The organism is Mesonia algae (assembly GCF_003253545.1).
In the GTDB taxonomy this organism is placed as follows: domain Bacteria; phylum Bacteroidota; class Bacteroidia; order Flavobacteriales; family Flavobacteriaceae; genus Mesonia; species Mesonia algae.
Genome location: NZ_QKYV01000001.1, coordinates 637,358 through 655,362, shown reverse-complemented (window position 1 = coordinate 655,362; position 18,005 = coordinate 637,358). Strand labels below are relative to the sequence as shown.

Below are 18,005 nucleotides of genomic sequence, written 5' to 3'. Positions count from 1 at the left end.
ATGCGCTTTCAAAATGATTTGCGAAATTAAGGATTTTTGCTAAACAGAAGTAACTGAATTAAAAAAAACTAGTGGTATTTATACACAAGAAAAATATTTGTAATTTATTTCAGCGTAAGCTAAATATTATAGAGAAATTTTAAAGGCTTATGTACAGCGATTTGGTTATATTTGCCTTATAAAAAACTAAGAAATTATGTCATTTTCAGATTTGTTTGGTACAGGAGAACATTCTCGTAATCTTGGTCACTTTGCTTCTATTGTAACGTTAGCATCAGTAGATGGTGAGATTAATCCAGAAGAGGAAAAGGTATTAAAGCGCCTTGCCAGAAAGTTAGATATTAACGAAGAAGATTACGCTAAAATAATTAAGAATCCTTCAGGATTCCCAATAAACCCTCCTAATACTACCGAGAAGAGATTAGAGCGTTTATTTGATTTACTTACGGTTATTTATGCAGATCACGAAATAGATGAGCAAGAAGCTTTCTTATTGAAGAGATTTGCTATTGGTTTAGGATTCTCTACAGAAGATTCTGATAAAATCATAAAAAGATCAAATCAAATTTTAGGTAGTTTATCTTTTGATGATTACATCTACTTATTGAATAGAAAATAAAAAAAGCCTTTTCAAATTACTATGAAAAGACCTTTTTAATATTATAAAAAATAAAACGGGAGCTTCCCGTTTTATTTTTTCTTCATAAATTCTTCTGCTTTTTCTACCATATTTTTACTTCCGCAGAAAAAAGGAACTCTTTGATGAAGCTCTGTAGGTTTTAAATCCATAATTCTTTGGTGACCGTCACTAGCTTTACCACCAGCTTGCTCTACAATAAAAGCCATAGGATTACATTCATACAATAACCTCAATTTTCCATTAGAAGATTTTGAGCTTTTAGGGTAAATATAAATTCCTCCTTTTATCATATTTCTATGAATGTCTGACACCAAACTTCCTATATATCGCGAAGTATAAGGACGATTGTCTTCCTCGGTTTGGCAGTATTTTATATAATCTTTTACTCCCTGTGGGAAATGAGCATAATTCCCTTCATTTATTGAATAGATATTTCCGTCTTCTGGAAATTTCATATCTGGGTGTGATAAATAATAAGTCCCAATCGCAGGGTTTAAAGTAAATCCATTTACCCCGTGACCTGTAGTATAAACTAGCATGGTAGAAGTACCATATACTATATATCCTGCAGCTACTTGTTCACTTCCTGGTTGTAAGAAATCGTCAATAGTTACTGGAGTTCCTAACGGAGTTACTCTTCGATAAACTGAAAAGATAGTTCCTACAGATACATTCACATCTATGTTAGAACTTCCGTCAAGCGGATCCATTAACACTACATACTTATTGTTATGATCTTCCTTTTGTCCACAAATGGTAATAAAATCATCATTTTCTTCAGAAGCTATTCCGCAAACAATTTCTCTATTGGTAAGCGTTTGTATAAATTTTTCGTTAGCATAAACATCTAACTTTTGCTGATCTTCGCCTTGTATATTTGTCTCTCCTGCAGCGCCTAAAATATCTACTAAACCAGCTTTGTTTACCTCGTGGTTGACCACTTTGGCTGCCAAACGAATAGAATTGATTAATCTTGATAATTCTCCCGAAGAATATTGAAAGGCTTCTTGATTCTCAATAATAAATTCTCCTAAAGTTTGGTTCTTTTTTGCCATTATATGATTGGTTTATCCCACAAAAATAGAAAAAAAGACTTTCTAATCACTATTTTTGTGATAAAGCCTTAATCTATGAATATAAATGTAAGAGAATCTCAACCAGAAGATATGCCACAAGTGCTAGAACTTATTAAAGAACTAGCGCATTTTGAAAAAGAACCTAACGCTGTCATCATAGATGCAGAACAATTAAAAAAGGATGGGTTTGGCAAACAACCACTTTTTAAATGTTTTGTAGCCGAAGTTGATGATAAAATACAAGGTATGGCTTTAATTTACTTTAGATATTCTACCTGGAAAGGAAAAACAGTACATTTAGAAGATTTAATGGTAAGAGATCGCTTTCGCGGAAAAGGATTAGGTATTGCACTGTATAAAAAAGTAATGACCTATGCTTTAGAGCAGAACGTAAAACGAGTAGAATGGGTAGTGATTGATTGGAATAAAAATGCTATCGAATTTTATAAAAATACAGGCGCAAACGTAATGACCGATTGGAATACAGTACAATTTGACGAAACCTCTATAAAAAACTTTTTAAATTCATGAAGATTTTCAAATTTGGAGGTGCCTCTGTGAAAGATGCCGATGGAGTAAGAAATCTCGCTTCAGTATTACAAAAAACAGGAATATCTAATAAAGTAGTTATTATCTCTGCAATGGGTAAAACTACGAATGCCTTAGAAAAAGTTATTGAAATTTATTTTAGTGAGAATAAAATAGATACCGAATATCTAAAAACTTATCATACAGCTATTTTAAACCCGTTGTTTGAGAACACATCTCATCCAGTTTATGCAAAAGTAAATCTTCTTTTTCATGAACTTGAATCATTTTTACAGCGAAACAAATCTCCAAATTATGACTATGTGTACGACCAAGTTATTTCTTTTGGAGAATTAATAAGCACCACAATTATTAGTGCTTATCTAGAAAAAAATGAGGTTCAAAACACTTGGTTAGATGCGAGAAATTTAGTGAAAACCGATCATACTTATCGCGACGCTAAAGTTAATTGGGATTCTACTTGTGAAAACATCAATAAAGCCGTCGAAAAAAGCAAACTCTACATTACACAAGGTTTTATAGCTTCAGACGCTAATAATTTTACCACCACATTAGGGCGTGAGGGTAGTGACTACAGTGCTGCAATTTTTGCTTACTGTTTAAAAGTAGAAGACGTTACAATTTGGAAAGATGTAGACGGCGTTTTTAACGGTGACCCCAGAGTTTTTGAAAACACAACTCTTTTAAATGAAGTTTCTTATTCTGAAGCTATTGAACTTGCTTTTTACGGAGCTTCTATTATTCACCCTAAAACATTACAACCGCTTCAAAAAAGAGAAATTCCTTTATTTGTAAAATCGTTCTTCCATCCAGAAAACGCAGGAACTATCGTTTCTAATGGTCAAAAGATAAATCCACATATTCCTTGTTTTATTGTCAAGAAAAACTTGGTTTTACTTTCCCTCTCAGCGTTAGACTTTTCTTTTTTTGTAGAAGAAAATATTAGCGAAGTTTTTGCTCTATTGCATAAATACCAAGTTAAGGTAGACCTTATTCAAAATTCTGCGATTAGTTTTTCAGTTTGCGTAGATAATCGATTTAACCAAGTAGACCAACTTATCAATCATTTAAGAGGTAAATTTAGAGTTTCTTTTAACAAAAATGTATCCTTATATACCATTAGACATTTTACCGAAAGTGCTATAAATCAGATAGAAAAAGATAAAGAAGTTTTATTAAAGCAGCTTACTCGAGAAACGGTTCAATTAGTTACCAGAGAATAAAAAATTCGTAAAAGCCTTATTTTACTATCTTTGTAGATAAACTAATCTATAAATGGGAATTGTAACCGCCAAAGAAGTCGCTAAAGGACTTAACTTAAACAAGTTTGGCTTTTTAGGTACCGCTCTAAGTGCTACACTAATGAGTGTTACCAAAATAAATGCACTCAATGAAATTTATGATGACCGTAAACATCTTTCCGGTCCAGAATTTCTAGCATCCTGTTTAGAGCATTTAGAGATAGATTATGAAATCCCCGAAAAGGATTTGAAAAGAATCCCAAAAACAGGTCCTTTTATAACTATTTCTAACCATCCCCTTGGCGGAATTGATGGGATCATCCTCATGCAAACACTTATTAAGCAGCGTGATGATTTTAAAATCATTGCCAACTTTTTATTGCATAGACTAGAGCCTTTGAAACCTTTTATCATGCCTGTTAATCCTTTTGAAAATCGAAAGGAAGTAAAATCGAGCATGGTGGGGATAAAAGAATCTATTCAACATTTACGCAAAGGACACCCTTTAGGAATTTTTCCTGCTGGAGAAGTTTCAACACATAAAGAAGATAAAACTATTGTAGACAGACCATGGCTGCAAGAAGCGATGAAATTGATACAAAAATCTCAGGTTCCCGTAGTTCCTATCTATTTTCATGCTAAAAACAGTAGTTCTTTTTACCGTCTAGCAAAATTGAATGACTCATTTAGGACGGCAAAGTTACCCGGGGAAATGCTTACGCAAAAGCATCGAAAAATAAAGGTAAGAATTGGAAACCCTATTTCGGTTGAAGACCAAAATCAGCATAAAACCTTAGAAGATTATACACTTTTCTTAAGAAAAAAAACCTATATGCTTTCTAGTGGTTTTGATGGTAAGAAAAGTTTACTTAAGAATATTCCTAAGCAAATAAAATTTCCTAGCAGACCTCCAAAAGCTATTGTAAAAGAAACATCAGAGTTTTTGATGCAACAAGAAATTGACTTTTGTAGAGAAAATGAAAAACGTCTTTTAGTAAGTAAAAACTACGAAGTCTTTTTGGCTGAAAGAAAAGATATTCCAAATATTGTAAAAGAAATTGGACGCTTGCGCGAAATTACTTTTAGAGCCATTGGAGAAGGAACTAACAATCCAACAGATTTAGATGAGTTTGACGATTTTTATCACCATCTTTTCCTGTATGATTCTGACGCCGATAAAATTGTAGGTGCTTACCGAATGGGATTTGGATTAAACATCTTCCCTAAATATGGTATTGACGGCTTTTATTTGCAGCAATTATTTAGGTTCGAACCCGAGCTTCACAAGCTTATGAGCGAATCTATAGAAATGGGTCGGGCCTTTATTGTAAAAGAATATCAGCAAAAACCTATGCCGCTTTTTTTACTTTGGAAAGGAATAGTTCATTGCACATTGCGTTTTCCTGATCATAAATACCTCATAGGAGGGGTAAGTATAAGTAATAAATTTTCTGAATTCTCTAAATCTATGATGATTGAATTTATGAAATCTCATTACTACGATCCCTATGTAGCTCAATACGTGAGACCAAAAAAGGAGTATAAAGTAAAGCTTAAAGATGCCGATAAAGATTTTGTCTTTGATGAAACTGAAGCCGATTTAAATAAGTTTGATAAAATTATAGACGAACTAGAGCCAGATAGTTTAAGAATGCCTGTCTTGCTTAAAAAATACATCAAACAAAACGCAAAGGTAATTGCTTTTAATGTAGACCCGCTTTTTAATAATTCGGTAGACGGACTTATGTATATTCGTATATCCGATTTACCCGAAAGTACTGTAAAACCTGTAATGGAAGAATTTCAGGAAGAATTAGAGAAAAAAATTAGTCAGCAAGATGTATAAGAAAGTAATCTTCTTATTTTCTTTTCTCTTTTATAGCTATTTTATATTTGCACAACACACCATTAAAGGAACGATTGTAGACGCATCTCAACAACCTATTGAAAGCGCCAATATTTACTTTGACGGAACCACTTTTGGCACGGTCACCAATTCTCAAGGTAAATTCTCTTTACAACTAGATAAAGCTACTCAAGCTCCGTTAATTATAAGTTCCTTAGGATACAATTCAGTATTTAAAGAGGTTTCTCTTAATAAGGAAATTATCGTATTAAAAACTATTGTACTAAAAGAAGGAGTTAATGATTTAGAAGAAGTTTATATAGAGAATGATCCTTGGCCAAGAAAAAGGAAACTCGCTTATTTTAGAAAATGGTTTCTAGGAGAAGATCACAAAGATAAAAAGACTAAAATTTTAAATGAAAATGACGTAAAACTTCGGTTTATTCCTTCTACAAATACCTTGGTGGCAACGAGTAAAATTCCGTTAAGGATCCAAAATAAATATTTAGGTTATTTGATTGAGTATGATCTTATGGATTTTGAATTAGTCTTTAAAAAAATAGTTTACAAAAGAGATGGGAAGAGAAAAACTCACTATAACGAACATTCGTCTTATTACGCTGGGACTTCTTTTTTTAAGGAAATAAAAGATAAAACCAAGAAGAAAATCTTACAGCGAAGAGAAAAAACTTACGAAGGTTCTATTTTGCATTTTATGCGAAGCCTAGCCTCTAAAAAATTAGAAGAAAACAAGTACAAAATTTTCAACAGGAGATTTCAAGTGCCTTTCTATAAATTTTTTAATGTAGTTGAAGGAAAAAATCGCACTGCCGTGGATATCTTAACCAATAGAATTACAGTATTGTACGATGGTTTTGACCAGTCTTTTATTCAAATAGATAAAACCCCAACAACATTCTACATTGATGCTTACGGAAACTTTGCTCCTATTAATTCTTTATATTTTGGCGGAAAAATGGGTAAAGAAAAAATGTCCTCCCTTCTTCCTTTAAATTTTAAACCTCAACCCTAGTCACATCATTTCCCAAAACTGTATGAATATTAGAGCCATTGCTAGAAACAAAAGCAATGCGCTTAAAATAGAATATCTTGATGCTGCTTTTATAAATAACCCCATGGCAACACATAGCAAACTAATATGTATCCAATTACTCCTTAAGAAAAAAGGATAATTATTTGCAAAGATATTTTTAGCTTCTATAAAAGAGTTACTATTTTCTGAGATAATGAACCAATACACTAATTTCGATATCGGAATTGAAACCAATACGATTCCTATCACTAATTTCTTTGCTGATCTATTCATTTTCCTTCTTTCAGTGAAAATCTAAGTTGCAATGCAATATAAATAATTCTTAAAACAATGTAATTTCCGTTAAGCCTTTGTTATTTAAGTATTTATTAATACAACTTATGGGCTACTAACTATACCTTTAAATAAAAAAAGAAAAAAGATGGAAAAAGTATTGATAGCAGGAGCAAACGGAACTACAGGAATGGAAATAGTAAAAAACCTACAAGGTCATCCAAGTTTTGAGCCCATCGCAATGATAAGAAAAGAAGAGCAACAAGCTACTTTTGATAATATGAATGTAAAAAGTATTATCGCAGACTTAGAAGGTGATGTAGAGCCTGCAGTACAAGGTATAGATCGTGTTATTTTTGCTGCCGGATCTGGAGGAAAGAAAGTAAAAGAAGTAGACCGTGATGGCGCAATCAATCTTATTGACCGTTCTAAGGCGGCAGGAGTAAGAAAATTTGTAATGCTAAGCTCTATGGGAACAGATGATCCTTCACAAAACGAAGAACTACAAGAGTATTTAGAAGCTAAAAAAGAAGCAGATGAGCATTTAAAATCTAGTTTTTTAGAATATAGCATTGTACGTCCTGGAGCATTAACCAACAACGAAAAAACAAATAAAATTAAAGCTGCTGAAAAATTAGGAGAATACGGAGAAATCCCAAGAAAAGATGTAGCGCAAGTTTTAGTAGATTGCCTACAGCCTAATATGCTTAAAAATAAAACCTTTGAAATTTTAAGTGGTGAAAGAGCAACAGAATTAGCCTTACAAGAAATCGATCAGGTTTCTTAGTAAAGAATCACTTAAAGAAAATAGCCTTGTAAATTTTACAAGGCTATTTTTTTATTTAAAAGCATCATCCTTAGGCTCCCATAATTCAATTTTATTGCCTTCAGGATCTAATATCCAACCAAATTTTCCATACTCAAACTCCTCCATCTCTCCTACAACTTCTACACCCTCTTCTTTTAATACCTTCAACAACTCTACTAAATTTTCTACACGAAAATTCATCATAAATTGCTTTTGCGAAGGCTCAAAATATTTAGTTTCTTCGCCCATTGGGCTCCACTGGGTAGTACAATCATTCCCTTCTTCATCTTTCCACCAAAAAGTTTTACCGTACTCATCGGTTCCTAAACCCAAATGCTTATCATACCATTCTTTGGTTTTCTTTGCATCTTTAGTTTTAAAGAAAAAACCTCCTAAACCTGTTACTCTATTTTTCATCTTAAATTATCGTTTTATGTTTTCTTCGTAGATAGAAATCCACTCTTCCATTGACATCTTTTGTACGAGTTCGGCTATTAAACCATAAGGGATATTTTCAACTTTTTTAAAACGCACACAGCTTTTCCCCATGTCTAATTTCGTTTTTACGTGTTTGGGATATTCATTTACAAACCAATCATGTAATTTCTTATTTGCATAAATCCCCGAATGATACAAATTAACCGAGTTTTTTTGAGAGGCAAAACTCATAAAAGGTAAAGGTTCTTCTGGCTTGCAATGATAACCTGCAGGATAAGCCGAATGTGGTACATAATATCCTATCATCCCATATTGCATCCCTTCTTCAAAACCCTTTGGTAAATTTTGTTGAATCGTTTTTCTTAGCTTTTTTAAAGCCTCTTGGCGCTCTTCTGGAGCTTTTTGAATATATTCTTCTGGTGTAGTAGCTTTTGAGGTCATTTTATACTTTTTATTCAGTAATTGGCAGTAAAATACTTGTGGGTATTTCTCTAAATTACTTTTATATCTAATCTTTCGTTATTACGCTTCCGCGGAAGCGAAAACATAAATTTAAAAAACTTGCTTGATTTTATCGACGATAACTTGAGCCAATTTCTCTTTACTTTCTATGGTCCATCCTGCAATGTGCGGACTTAATAACACATTATCTGTTTCAATAAGATATTGAAAAGCTTCTGGAAGTGCATGTTCGTCGCTAAAAAGATTTTCAAATGAAGATTTTTCATACTCAAGTACATCTAATCCCGCTCCTAGAATAGCACCCGATTTTAGTGCAGAAACCAAATGTTTTGTCACTACAGATTTTCCTCTCGCCGTATTAATAAGCCAAAAAGGATTTTTAAATTGGTTTATAAAATCGCTATTTATCATATTTTTAGTAAGACTTGTAAGTGGAGTATGTAAACTTAACACCTCAGCATTTTCTTGTAACTCTTTTAAACTTACCTGTCTTGCATCTTGGTTAGCTATATTTTCTTTTAAATCATAAAAAATCACTTCGCAATCAAAACCTCTTAGCTTTTTTGCAAATGCTTTTCCCATATTTCCAAAGCCAATGATACCAACGGTTTTCCCTTCAAGTTCTAGTCCGCGGTTTTCTTCTCGTTTCCAAATACCATTTCTAACCTCTTGATCTGCTCTTCTCAAATGATTAAATAAACTAAGTAACATTCCCAAGGCATGTTCACCTACCGCATTGCGATTCCCTTCGGGAGCAGAAAATAATTGTATCCCTTTTTTCTCGGCATAAGCAGTATCAATATTTTCTAGTCCTGCGCCCAACCTTCCTATAAATTTGAGGTTGGTTGCTGCATCTAAGAAAGTTTGATCTATCGTAAATCGGCTTCTTATAATAAGGCCGTCATAGTTAGAAATTTTATCCTCTATTTCGCTTTTCGCGGAATTATAGTCTTCATCATTTTGAAAACCGTAAGCCTGAAGCTGTTCTAGCATTAATGAATGGTTGCGATCTACGTGTAAAATTTTCATAACTAAGATTCAAAAAAAGGTTCTGTGATTTTTGGCTGAATACGCTGCGGCTTCTGTTTTTCTAGATCTATAAAACACCAAAGTGTTTTTGCTTTGGCTACTATCTTTTGATCTTTTTGTCGGTATATTTCGGTTCTACGCTCACTTTTTACTCCGCCGTAATTTTCTATCCACGTTTTTAACGTTAGAGTTTCCCCCTCAAAAGCAGGGTATTTATATTCTATATAGTGATTGAGAACTACCCATCCATATTTTTTTCTGATATCTTCTGGCGCTTTTGCTTTCCAATGCTTTTCTCCTATATCTTGTACCCATTGTAAATAGGTAACGTTATTTACATGGTTAAGATCATCGATAACCTCTGGAGTTACTACCAGTTCATCTATAAAGGGGATGGGTTTCATTTTTTTAATTTGTGGGCGAATTTACAATAAAATTCTTTTGAAATAGATTAACGTTAAAACTGACCCTTATGGTTTTATTTAAGTTACAAAATTTCGCATTAGGGATAGTAGTGATAGCTTTTTGTATGGCTTTAGCTTACAAAAACTACAAACGTATAGCCCGACCCGAAGGGAAATGCCCTAAAACCCTAAAATAAGTTTAGCAATGGTAAAATAAATAAGAATACCACAAATGTCATTACTAGTCGTAATAAACGGTCCTGTAGCCATAGCGGGATCTATGCCTTGTTTATCTAAAATAATAGGAACAAATGTACCTATTAAAGAAGCTATAATAATTACCGAAATAAGAGATATACCTACCGTTAGACCAAAGTCTAAATTAAGGTTTAATAAAAACATACCTCCTACAATTAGTAAAATGGCTAACACTGCACCATTAAGTAAGCTTAGTAATACTTCTTTTATAAGACGTTTAAACAAAGAGCCTTTTAAGCTTTGATTGGCCAAACCTTGCAATACTATCGCCGAAGATTGTACACCCACGTTCCCTGCCATAGCGGCAATAAGGGGTACAAAAAAGAAAAGCTCTCCGTGTTTTTCCATAGCAGCATCAAAAGTTCCTAAGACTTTTACAGAAACAAAACCTCCAATAAGCGCTAAAATTAACCAAGGTAATCGTGCGCGAGTTAATTGCCAAACACTATCATCTGCTTCTACATCTTCAGAAATACCCGCAGCCATTTGGTAATCTTTTTCGGCTTCTTCTTTAATAAAATCGATAATATCATCAACGGTAATTCTTCCTACCAAGCGACCCATTTCATTAATAACGGGAATAGCTTCTAAATCATATTTTTGCATGATTCTAGCCACCTCATCACCTGGAGTATGAACGCTTACATAATCTACTTTATCTATATAAATGTCGCTTATTTGAGCATCGCTAGAAGCGGTAAGTAAATCTTTTAAAGAAAGTCTTCCTTTAAGACGATCTTTATTGTCTACCACATAAATAGAATGTACGCGTGTTACTTCTTCGGCCTGCTCTCGCATCTCGCTCATGCAACCCGTAACACTCCAATTTTCGTTTACTTTCACCAATTCTTTCGCCATTAAACCACCGGCAGAATCTTCATCGTAGCGTAAGAGTTCTACAATATTATCGGCGTGTTCTTCATCTTCAATATGAGAAATTACGCTCTGCTTAAGATCGTCAGAAAGTTCTGCTACAATATCTGCAGCATCATCGGTATCCATTTCTTCAATCTCTTCGGCTATTTCTTTAGCAGAAAGATTGTTAATGATCTTATCTCGATCATCTTCATCTAGCTCCATTAAAACCTCTGCGGTTTTATCACTTTCTAGGAGTTTAATGACATAAGTAGCGTCATCTAGCGAAATTTCGTCTAAAATTTCGGCAATATCGGCGTGGTGTAATTCTTCTAAATGCAGCTTTAGCTCCTCGTTGTTTCTTTCTTCAACGAGTTGCTCAATACGTTCTATAAGTTCTTTACTTATCTGAAACTGCATCTTCAGCTATTTTTTGGGTGAGTTCTAAAAATTTTGCCACCGATAATTGTTCTGGTCGCTGGTCAAATATACTATCTTCTTTTAATTTGTCTGATAGTTGGAAGGTTTTTAAACTATTTCTTAACGTCTTTCGACGTTGATTAAAAGCTGTTTTTACCACTTTAAAAAATAACTTCTCCTCTACGGGAAGAGAATAATCTGCTTTACGAATGAGCCTTAACACACCGCTATCTACTTTTGGCGGAGGATTAAATACGGTTGGTGGAACGGTAAACAAATATTCAGCTTCAAAATAAGCTTGCGTAAATACAGATAAGATTCCGTAGGTTTTGCTTCCTTCCTTTTCACAAATACGTTTGGCCACTTCCTTTTGAAACATCCCTGTGAATTCGGGCACTAAATCTCTATTTTCAATGGCTTTAAATACAATTTGTGAAGAAATATTATAGGGGAAATTTCCAGTAATGGCAAAAGGTTCCCCGTCAAACAAAGTAGTCAAATCTGCTTTAAGGAAATCGGCTTCTAAAATTTCAAAATCTCTTACAGGAACTTCTGGGTGTTCTAATGCAAAGCTATTCTTTAAATAATGGATAGATTCTGTATCCAAATCCATCGCCTTTACTATTTTTCCTTTTTGAAGAATATACTTGGTAAGTACTCCAGTCCCTGGACCTATCTCTAATACATTTTCATAATTATTCAGCGTAAGCGTATCTCCAATACGTTGAGCTACCTCTTCGTCTTTTAGAAAATGCTGACCTAAATGCTTCTTTGCCTTAACCGCATCTTGCTCTGGTTTTCCCGAAGAAAAGTTTTTCTTTTTAAAGTATTTAGGTTTTTTCTTCATTGCTCGCTTACTACTTCTAACTCGGTTCTAAAAGCTACAAATTTACCTTTAAATCGTTTAGAAGCAGCCCTTAATTCGGTGGCATTTTCATTGTAATACGCTTCTAAGGTAGCTTTATCTTTGGTGGTATATTGTACAGAATAGGTGATTCCTCCCATGGCTTCTTCTACCAATACTCTAGTCATTAAAGCTTTGGTAAATTTTCCTGTATCTAACATTTGTGGAATATGTTCCTCTTTCATCCATTGTAACCATTCTTCATGGGCTTCTTCCACTACATTGATCGTAACGTTATATATATACATAAAATGCTTTTGGGTTAAAACGTAAAATTAAGACTAATTTAATTGATAGCGTCTCCACGAAGCTGCCTATATTTTTTACGCGCTTCATTATAGTAAATACTATCTTCGTGCTCAAAAATAATTTTTTCGTAATTACTTTTTGCCTCTTCAGGATTATTTAACTGTTCTTCGTAGATTTTTGCCATTGTAAAGTAGGTTTCATCTGCATAAATACTGCGTTGAGTACTCACAGCTATATCTTTAAAGCTCTCTAAGGCTTCTTGGTATTTTTTCTGCACAAAAAGGATATTTGCTTTCATAAACAAGACATCATCTTCTATAGGCTGACCTTTATTTTCTGCTAAAATAGTATTGAGAAGAGAAATAGCTTCTGTATTTTTTTTCTGATAAGCTAATAAATCCGCTTTAGCGAATTGCTTTAAAGCTGTATGTGTAGAATCTACTTCGGTTTGCATATTATCTCCAATTAACAAATGTAGCTGCAAAGCATCATTAGCGATTAATTTTGAGGTTGCCGTTTTTAATACTTTGAGTTGGGTTTTTGCCCAATCAAAATCACCTTTATAAAAACTGGTTTTAGCAATTTTAAAAGTAGCTTCTTGCGCTATTTCAGAGTTTTCTAACAATTTTTGAATTTGACTATAATAAATAAGCGCTTGGTTAAACTTTTCTTGTAATACCAAAATATCGGCTTTTATCATTTTTGCCTGAGCCTCTTCATACCTATTGATTCTCGAATTTAAGAGCGTGTCTAATTTCGCTAAAGCGGAATTTTTATCACCCTTTTGAAAAGCTAAAAATTGAGCATATTGCAATTGAATGGGGAAAATTTCTGTCGAGGAAGCTTGAGTGTAAGCTTCAAAAACTTGTTGAAAGTCTTCTTCTATTTTTTGATATTCTTTTGCTGTGGCTTCATTTATTTCTAGCTGTAAAAGTGCGGCCTGTGCTTCAATTTTTCTTGCAATAATATCTTCGTTTGTAATTAGGTAATTGTAAATTTCACTCGCCGCTTCTAATTGATTTTCTTCTTGCGCTAAGTTGGCCAACTCAAACATAGGGCGCATATTTTTTTGGGGAGATCTCACATATATAGCGCGTTCTTGCACAAATGCTTTTTGATATTCTTTTTGTTGCGTAAACAACCAACTTAATAATGAATTATACATCACATCTGGTGTTTGCTGATTTTTTACCAATAAGCTTTTTCGAAGCATTTGATTGGCTTCATTTTCCTTATCTTCGGTAACAAACTCTGCGAAATTGCGTTTAATAGCATAAACATATTTCGGTTCTTTTTCTATGAGGTTAAGGTAGCTTTCAAACATCTTATTCAACTCCCCTTTTTCTCCATAAATTCTGGCTAATTCTACCGTAAAAGTGGCATTTGCTTTTTCCTTTAGTGCAGTCTCATAAGTGATCACTGCTTCATCTAATAAATTATACTGCTGAAAAGATCTCCCAATGGTGTAAGCATAAGCCGAAGATTCTCCCACTCTGTCAATCGCTTTTTGATAGTTTTCTTGTGCTTTTTCGGGCTGATCTTGTAATTGATAGTTGTAACCTAAATCTACCCATAAATTAGGATATGTTACATTGCCTTGTAACTGTTCTAATAGCAATTTTTCTGCAGAAGCATATTCTTGAAGCTCTTGGTAGGTCGCTACTAACTGATTGATATTTTTTAAATCGCGCGGACTTTGCTCATAAATTTTTTCATAAATAGCTTTTGCTTTTTCATATTCTCCTTGGTCAAAATAATTATTCGCCAAAGCTGAAGATTGTGAAAAGCCTATACTTACTGAAAAAAATAATATGATAGAAACTAAAAAACGCATCTCGCTAAGATAGCAAAATGCGTTTAAATATAGTTTTAAAATGTTTTTAATCTATCATATCAAAACCTGTGTAAGGCACTAATACTTTTGGTATTTTAATCCCATTTGGAGTTTGGTAGTTTTCTAAAATACCTGCGATAACACGAGGCAATGCTAAAGAACTTCCGTTAAGGGTATGGATTAACTCCTTTTTACCTTGCTCGTTCTTATATCTTACCTTTAATCTATTGGCTTGGAAAGTTTCAAAATTAGATACCGAAGAAATTTCTAACCAACGGTCTTGACCGGCAGAAAACAATTCGAAATCGTAAGTTAATGCCGAAGTAAATCCTAAATCGCCTCCGCATAAGCGTAACACACGATAAGGTAATTCTAATTCTCTCAAAATCTCTTTTACGTGCTCTACCATGTTATCCAACGTAGCATAAGAATCTTCTGGTTTTACCAAATTCACCAATTCTACTTTATCAAATTGGTGCAAACGGTTAAGACCACGAACGTGCGCTCCATAAGAACCTGCCTCTCTTCTAAAACAAGGCGTAAATGCTGTACAAGAAATAGGTAATTGGTTTGCCTCTAGTAAATTTCCTCTAAACATATTGGTTAAAGGTACCTCTGAAGTTGGAATTAGATATAAGTCATCTTCTGGCATATGATACATTTGTCCTTCTTTATCGGGCAATTGTCCCGTACCAAAACCAGACTCTGCGTTTACCGCCAATGGCACTTGATATTCGGTATATCCCGCTGCCGTATTTTTATCTAAAAAGTAAGTAATCAAAGCACGTTGTAGCCTTGCTCCTTTTCCTTTATAAACAGGAAAACCAGCTCCTGTGATTTTATTACCTAATTCAAAATCTATGAGGTCGTATTTTTTTGCTAATTCCCAATGAGGTAAAGCATCTTTTTCTAAAGTTGGAATTTCTCCCTCTTTAAAAATCTCTTCATTATCATCTTCAGATACTCCAGCAGGAACAGAGTCGTGCGGAACGTTAGGAATAGTATATAAAATCTCATTTAACTGATTAGAAACTTCATTAAGTTTTTCGTTCAGTTCTTTAGAGGTTTCTTTTAACGCTCCTGTTTGCTCTTTAACTTTATTGGCTTTTTGCTGTTCACCAGATTTAAATAGCAACCCAATTTCTTTGGACAAACGATTAGATTCTGCCAAAGTTTGATCTAACTCTGCCTGAGTTGTTCTTCGGGTTTCATCTAACTGCAAAACTTCTTCAAAAAGGGCTTCTGCCTTAAAATTTCGCTTTTCTAAAGCTTTAATGTAAGCTTCTTTGTTTGCTTTAATTTGAGCTACTTGTAACATAGAATGTTCAATTTATATAACGGTTACGTTTTTACTTCCGCTTGACGGAAATAAAATAAAGCCTCAAAGTTAAAGATTTGATTTAAGATTTAGCGCTCTTCGGGTAGTAAAATCCATTCGTTATGAAAGAAATAATCCCACTCTGCCGATGCCATATCTACAGATGAATCTATAAGAGAGACATACGGACCGCGATTAATGCTCACTTTAGCATCTACATACACGGCAACATCTCGTCCTTTTGCTGCGTATTCTTGCTTTAAACGTCTAGAAAATTGCCAAATAACATCGGGTTTGGTGCTTACCGTACGTAATTGCTTTTTAGAGAGGTAATCGCCTTTTTTTATGATGGTAGTTTTTCCTGTATTTTTATCGACTACTTTAAACGTGCTAATTCCGCTTTTGCTACGTAACATCATGCGCCAGCTTAAGCGGTGGCCTTCTTCGGTTAATAAAACATCGCCTTTAATAAACCAATGCCTTAACGGAAGACTAATTTGAACCACAAACCACGTTATAAAAAAAGCTTTCATTAATCCGCTTTTAGATGGTACTTTCACCTCTCCTTGATCATAATATTCTTTTTTTAATTTAAAACGCTTATGAATAATTTGCGTAGGAAAGAAAAACAAACAAAAGGCAAGTGACAAATAAGGGAAAATTCCTATTTGAAAAACAATACTATTAAATAAATGAAAAAAGATAGCAAAGATAAATACTGGAGTTCTAGTTCTCTTCCACAACAATAATGGAACAACGAGTAAATCGAATAATATCCCAAAATAAGTGATGGTTACGTGTGTCCATTTTTCTTGAAGTATATCGCCAATTAACCAATAGTCTTTTTTAGATTTCATTAGCAGCTCTGGCACAGAACCATCTAACCAATCGGGGTATAGTTTTGCACAAGATGCATAGGTATAAACAATTAGTAGCTGCAAAATAATAAATAAGTGTACCCAACGTGGTGTAGATAAGGACCGTATTCTATCATTTTGTTTTGCATCGATAGAGAAATAGGCGTTTGCTGGCACCAATAACATAAATATGCAAATAAGAACAAGTAAATAATAATGGTTGTTGTAACTGGATTTTTGCATCAGATAGACGCATGTCCACATAATAGTATAGGCAGAAAGGCTCCAGCGGTATTTATAACCAATGGTCACTAATACACCAAATACTCCCATTAAAAAATAATAGAAATACATACCGTTTCCTGGAAGCGGTTGTAAAAAATCGAAACCTATAAAATTAAAAGTTTGTTGAGGTTCTAGTAAGGTTCTAGTAATCCATCCAGTAAAAATGGCTCCCCAAGCTTCTAATGTAATTAATACCCCAAAGAAAATTCTAAAAAGAATGAGAGCACTATTATCTATATGCTTAAACAACCACTTATTAATCATTATTAATCGCTTTTGAGTCTTGAATATAGCTTTTTGTATAATTTAAATCATTATTCATAGCCTCAATTAATTGATCGACATCTCCAAATTTTATTTCATCACGTATTCTTTTTAGGATTTGAATGCTGAGTTCTTGACCGTATAAATCTTGACTAAAATCTAAAAAATAAGTTTCGATGGTTTGTGTATCTCCTCCAACGGTGGGATTAGTCCCGATATTCATCATACCGAAAACCCACTTATTATCTAAGTGAGCTTTTACAATGTAAACTCCGTTTTTTGGAATAATTTTATAATCTTCTTTAATCTCTAAATTGGCTGTTGGGAAACCTAAAGTTTTACCTAAGCTCTTTCCTTTTACTATTTTTCCGTTAAGGGAAAAAAGATTGCCCAAAAATGTATTAGCTTTTTCTATGTCGCCTTCTTCTATAGCTTTTCTAATTTTAGTAGAACTTACTGCAACTTCTTCTACATCTTGTTTAGAAATTTCTTCTACCGTAAAACCAAAGGTCTTTCCTAATTCTTTTAAATCTTGAATATTAGCGTTCCTATTTCTACCAAAGCGGTGGTCGTAGCCAATGATAATTTTTTTTGCATTTAATTTATTGACTAAAATTTGCTCCACATATTCTCTTGCTGTAAGTCTAGAAAATTCTTTTGTAAAAGGGTAAATCACTAAATGATCTACTCCTTTACTCTTTATAATCTTCTTTCTCTCCTCTATAGTATTTATTAACTTGATTCCCACTTCTTTTTGCAAGACCATTCTTGGATGCGGAAAAAAAGTAAGGATCGCAGACTCCAAATGATTTTTTTGAGCTACATCTATTAATCGGTCAATAATTTTTTGATGACCCACATGCACCCCATCAAATGTACCAATCGTAACTACAGAAGGGTTTATTATCTCACTCATTTCCTTAGAGTTATTCATATTTTAA

General features: G+C 33.6%; 18 protein-coding genes. 6 read left to right on the top strand and 12 right to left on the bottom strand.

Annotated elements, in window-relative coordinates; genetic code table 11:
- Positions 1-196 precede the first annotated feature (196 nt).
- Positions 197-619 (top strand): tellurite resistance TerB family protein, encoded by a 423-nt coding sequence (locus LX95_RS03095; RefSeq protein WP_111539948.1) that lies wholly within the window; start codon positions 197-199, stop codon positions 617-619.
- 71 nt (positions 620-690) lie between these two features.
- On the opposite strand, the gene fbp is transcribed toward LX95_RS03095, so the two are convergent.
- Complete coding sequence (gene fbp, locus LX95_RS03090; protein ID WP_111539947.1) at positions 691-1,695, bottom strand: class 1 fructose-bisphosphatase; 1,005 nt, start codon at positions 1,693-1,695, stop codon at positions 691-693.
- Positions 1,696-1,770: 75 nt separating this feature from the next.
- Between fbp and LX95_RS03085 the strand changes: the two genes are divergently transcribed.
- The 5 genes from LX95_RS03085 (at position 1,771) to LX95_RS03060 (ending at position 7,466) form a co-directional block, all read left to right on the top strand.
- Complete coding sequence (locus tag LX95_RS03085; RefSeq protein ID WP_111539946.1) at positions 1,771-2,247, top strand: GNAT family N-acetyltransferase; 477 nt, start codon at positions 1,771-1,773, stop codon at positions 2,245-2,247.
- Complete coding sequence (locus tag LX95_RS03080) at positions 2,244-3,488, top strand: aspartate kinase (RefSeq protein WP_111539945.1); 1,245 nt, start codon at positions 2,244-2,246, stop codon at positions 3,486-3,488. The genes LX95_RS03085 and LX95_RS03080 overlap by 4 nt, the downstream gene beginning before the upstream one ends.
- A 52-nt stretch (positions 3,489-3,540) precedes the next feature.
- Complete coding sequence (locus tag LX95_RS03075; protein ID WP_111539944.1) at positions 3,541-5,352, top strand: GNAT family N-acyltransferase; 1,812 nt, start codon at positions 3,541-3,543, stop codon at positions 5,350-5,352.
- Positions 5,345-6,385 (top strand): carboxypeptidase-like regulatory domain-containing protein, encoded by a 1,041-nt coding sequence (locus tag LX95_RS03070; RefSeq protein ID WP_111539943.1) that lies wholly within the window; start codon positions 5,345-5,347, stop codon positions 6,383-6,385. The genes LX95_RS03075 and LX95_RS03070 overlap by 8 nt, the downstream gene beginning before the upstream one ends.
- A gap of 442 nt (positions 6,386-6,827) precedes the next feature.
- On the top strand, positions 6,828-7,466 hold the full coding sequence (locus LX95_RS03060) for an SDR family oxidoreductase (protein ID WP_111539941.1): 639 nt from the start codon (positions 6,828-6,830) through the stop codon (positions 7,464-7,466).
- 51 nt (positions 7,467-7,517) lie between these two features.
- Here the strand turns inward: LX95_RS03060 and LX95_RS03055 are convergent, their stop codons facing one another.
- The 11 genes from LX95_RS03055 to LX95_RS03005 form a co-directional block, all read right to left on the bottom strand.
- Complete coding sequence (locus LX95_RS03055) at positions 7,518-7,904, bottom strand: VOC family protein (protein WP_111539940.1); 387 nt, start codon at positions 7,902-7,904, stop codon at positions 7,518-7,520.
- 6 nt (positions 7,905-7,910) lie between these two features.
- The gene (locus LX95_RS03050; protein ID WP_111539939.1) at positions 7,911-8,366 is read right to left on the bottom strand and encodes a DUF1801 domain-containing protein; all 456 of its coding nucleotides are present in this window, start codon (positions 8,364-8,366) and stop codon (positions 7,911-7,913) included.
- A gap of 111 nt (positions 8,367-8,477) precedes the next feature.
- The gene (locus tag LX95_RS03045) at positions 8,478-9,416 is read right to left on the bottom strand and encodes a 2-hydroxyacid dehydrogenase (protein ID WP_111539938.1); all 939 of its coding nucleotides are present in this window, start codon (positions 9,414-9,416) and stop codon (positions 8,478-8,480) included.
- A gap of 2 nt (positions 9,417-9,418) precedes the next feature.
- Positions 9,419-9,820 carry an acyl-CoA thioesterase gene (locus LX95_RS03040; RefSeq protein ID WP_111539937.1) on the bottom strand — a complete coding sequence of 134 codons (402 nt, stop codon included), beginning with the start codon at positions 9,818-9,820 and terminating at the stop codon, positions 9,419-9,421.
- Between the two features lie 180 nt (positions 9,821-10,000).
- Positions 10,001-11,353 (bottom strand): magnesium transporter, encoded by a 1,353-nt coding sequence (mgtE, locus tag LX95_RS03035; RefSeq protein ID WP_111539936.1) that lies wholly within the window; start codon positions 11,351-11,353, stop codon positions 10,001-10,003.
- Entirely contained in the window at positions 11,334-12,200 is an 867-nt protein-coding gene (gene rsmA / locus LX95_RS03030; RefSeq protein WP_111539935.1) for a 16S rRNA (adenine(1518)-N(6)/adenine(1519)-N(6))-dimethyltransferase RsmA, read from the bottom strand. Before rsmA ends, mgtE begins: the two co-directional genes overlap by 20 nt.
- Positions 12,197-12,505: a DUF4286 family protein gene (locus LX95_RS03025; protein WP_111539934.1), complete on the bottom strand. Its 309-nt coding sequence runs from the start codon at positions 12,503-12,505 to the stop codon at positions 12,197-12,199. Before LX95_RS03025 ends, rsmA begins: the two co-directional genes overlap by 4 nt.
- A gap of 38 nt (positions 12,506-12,543) precedes the next feature.
- Positions 12,544-14,340, bottom strand: coding sequence for a tetratricopeptide repeat protein (locus LX95_RS03020; protein WP_111539933.1), 1,797 nt, complete (start codon positions 14,338-14,340; stop codon positions 12,544-12,546).
- A gap of 46 nt (positions 14,341-14,386) precedes the next feature.
- Positions 14,387-15,658, bottom strand: a complete 1,272-nt coding sequence (gene serS, locus LX95_RS03015; RefSeq protein ID WP_111539932.1) for a serine--tRNA ligase — start codon at positions 15,656-15,658, stop codon at positions 14,387-14,389.
- A gap of 89 nt (positions 15,659-15,747) precedes the next feature.
- Positions 15,748-17,064 (bottom strand): HTTM domain-containing protein, encoded by a 1,317-nt coding sequence (locus LX95_RS03010; RefSeq protein WP_111539931.1) that lies wholly within the window; start codon positions 17,062-17,064, stop codon positions 15,748-15,750.
- Entirely contained in the window at positions 17,057-17,998 is a 942-nt protein-coding gene (locus tag LX95_RS03005; protein WP_111539930.1) for a bifunctional riboflavin kinase/FAD synthetase, read from the bottom strand. Before LX95_RS03005 ends, LX95_RS03010 begins: the two co-directional genes overlap by 8 nt.
- Positions 17,999-18,005 lie beyond the last annotated feature (7 nt).

Bases quoted from the DNA above. Each gene is read 5' to 3' on its own strand.
- LX95_RS03095 (WP_111539948.1), top strand. From the start codon at position 197: ATGTCATTTTCAGATTTGTTTGGTACAGGAGAACATTCTCGTAATCTT.
- fbp (WP_111539947.1), bottom strand. From the start codon at position 1,695: ATGGCAAAAAAGAACCAAACTTTAGGAGAATTTATTATTGAGAATCAA.
- LX95_RS03085 (WP_111539946.1), top strand. From the start codon at position 1,771: ATGAATATAAATGTAAGAGAATCTCAACCAGAAGATATGCCACAAGTG.
- LX95_RS03080 (WP_111539945.1), top strand. From the start codon at position 2,244: ATGAAGATTTTCAAATTTGGAGGTGCCTCTGTGAAAGATGCCGATGGA.
- LX95_RS03075 (WP_111539944.1), top strand. From the start codon at position 3,541: ATGGGAATTGTAACCGCCAAAGAAGTCGCTAAAGGACTTAACTTAAAC.
- LX95_RS03070 (WP_111539943.1), top strand. From the start codon at position 5,345: ATGTATAAGAAAGTAATCTTCTTATTTTCTTTTCTCTTTTATAGCTAT.
- LX95_RS03060 (WP_111539941.1), top strand. From the start codon at position 6,828: ATGGAAAAAGTATTGATAGCAGGAGCAAACGGAACTACAGGAATGGAA.
- LX95_RS03055 (WP_111539940.1), bottom strand. From the start codon at position 7,904: ATGAAAAATAGAGTAACAGGTTTAGGAGGTTTTTTCTTTAAAACTAAA.
- LX95_RS03050 (WP_111539939.1), bottom strand. From the start codon at position 8,366: ATGACCTCAAAAGCTACTACACCAGAAGAATATATTCAAAAAGCTCCA.
- LX95_RS03045 (WP_111539938.1), bottom strand. From the start codon at position 9,416: ATGAAAATTTTACACGTAGATCGCAACCATTCATTAATGCTAGAACAG.
- LX95_RS03040 (WP_111539937.1), bottom strand. From the start codon at position 9,820: ATGAAACCCATCCCCTTTATAGATGAACTGGTAGTAACTCCAGAGGTT.
- mgtE (WP_111539936.1), bottom strand. From the start codon at position 11,353: ATGCAGTTTCAGATAAGTAAAGAACTTATAGAACGTATTGAGCAACTC.
- rsmA (WP_111539935.1), bottom strand. From the start codon at position 12,200: ATGAAGAAAAAACCTAAATACTTTAAAAAGAAAAACTTTTCTTCGGGA.
- LX95_RS03025 (WP_111539934.1), bottom strand. From the start codon at position 12,505: ATGTATATATATAACGTTACGATCAATGTAGTGGAAGAAGCCCATGAA.
- LX95_RS03020 (WP_111539933.1), bottom strand. From the start codon at position 14,340: ATGCGTTTTTTAGTTTCTATCATATTATTTTTTTCAGTAAGTATAGGC.
- serS (WP_111539932.1), bottom strand. From the start codon at position 15,658: ATGTTACAAGTAGCTCAAATTAAAGCAAACAAAGAAGCTTACATTAAA.
- LX95_RS03010 (WP_111539931.1), bottom strand. From the start codon at position 17,064: ATGATTAATAAGTGGTTGTTTAAGCATATAGATAATAGTGCTCTCATT.
- LX95_RS03005 (WP_111539930.1), bottom strand. From the start codon at position 17,998: ATGAATAACTCTAAGGAAATGAGTGAGATAATAAACCCTTCTGTAGTT.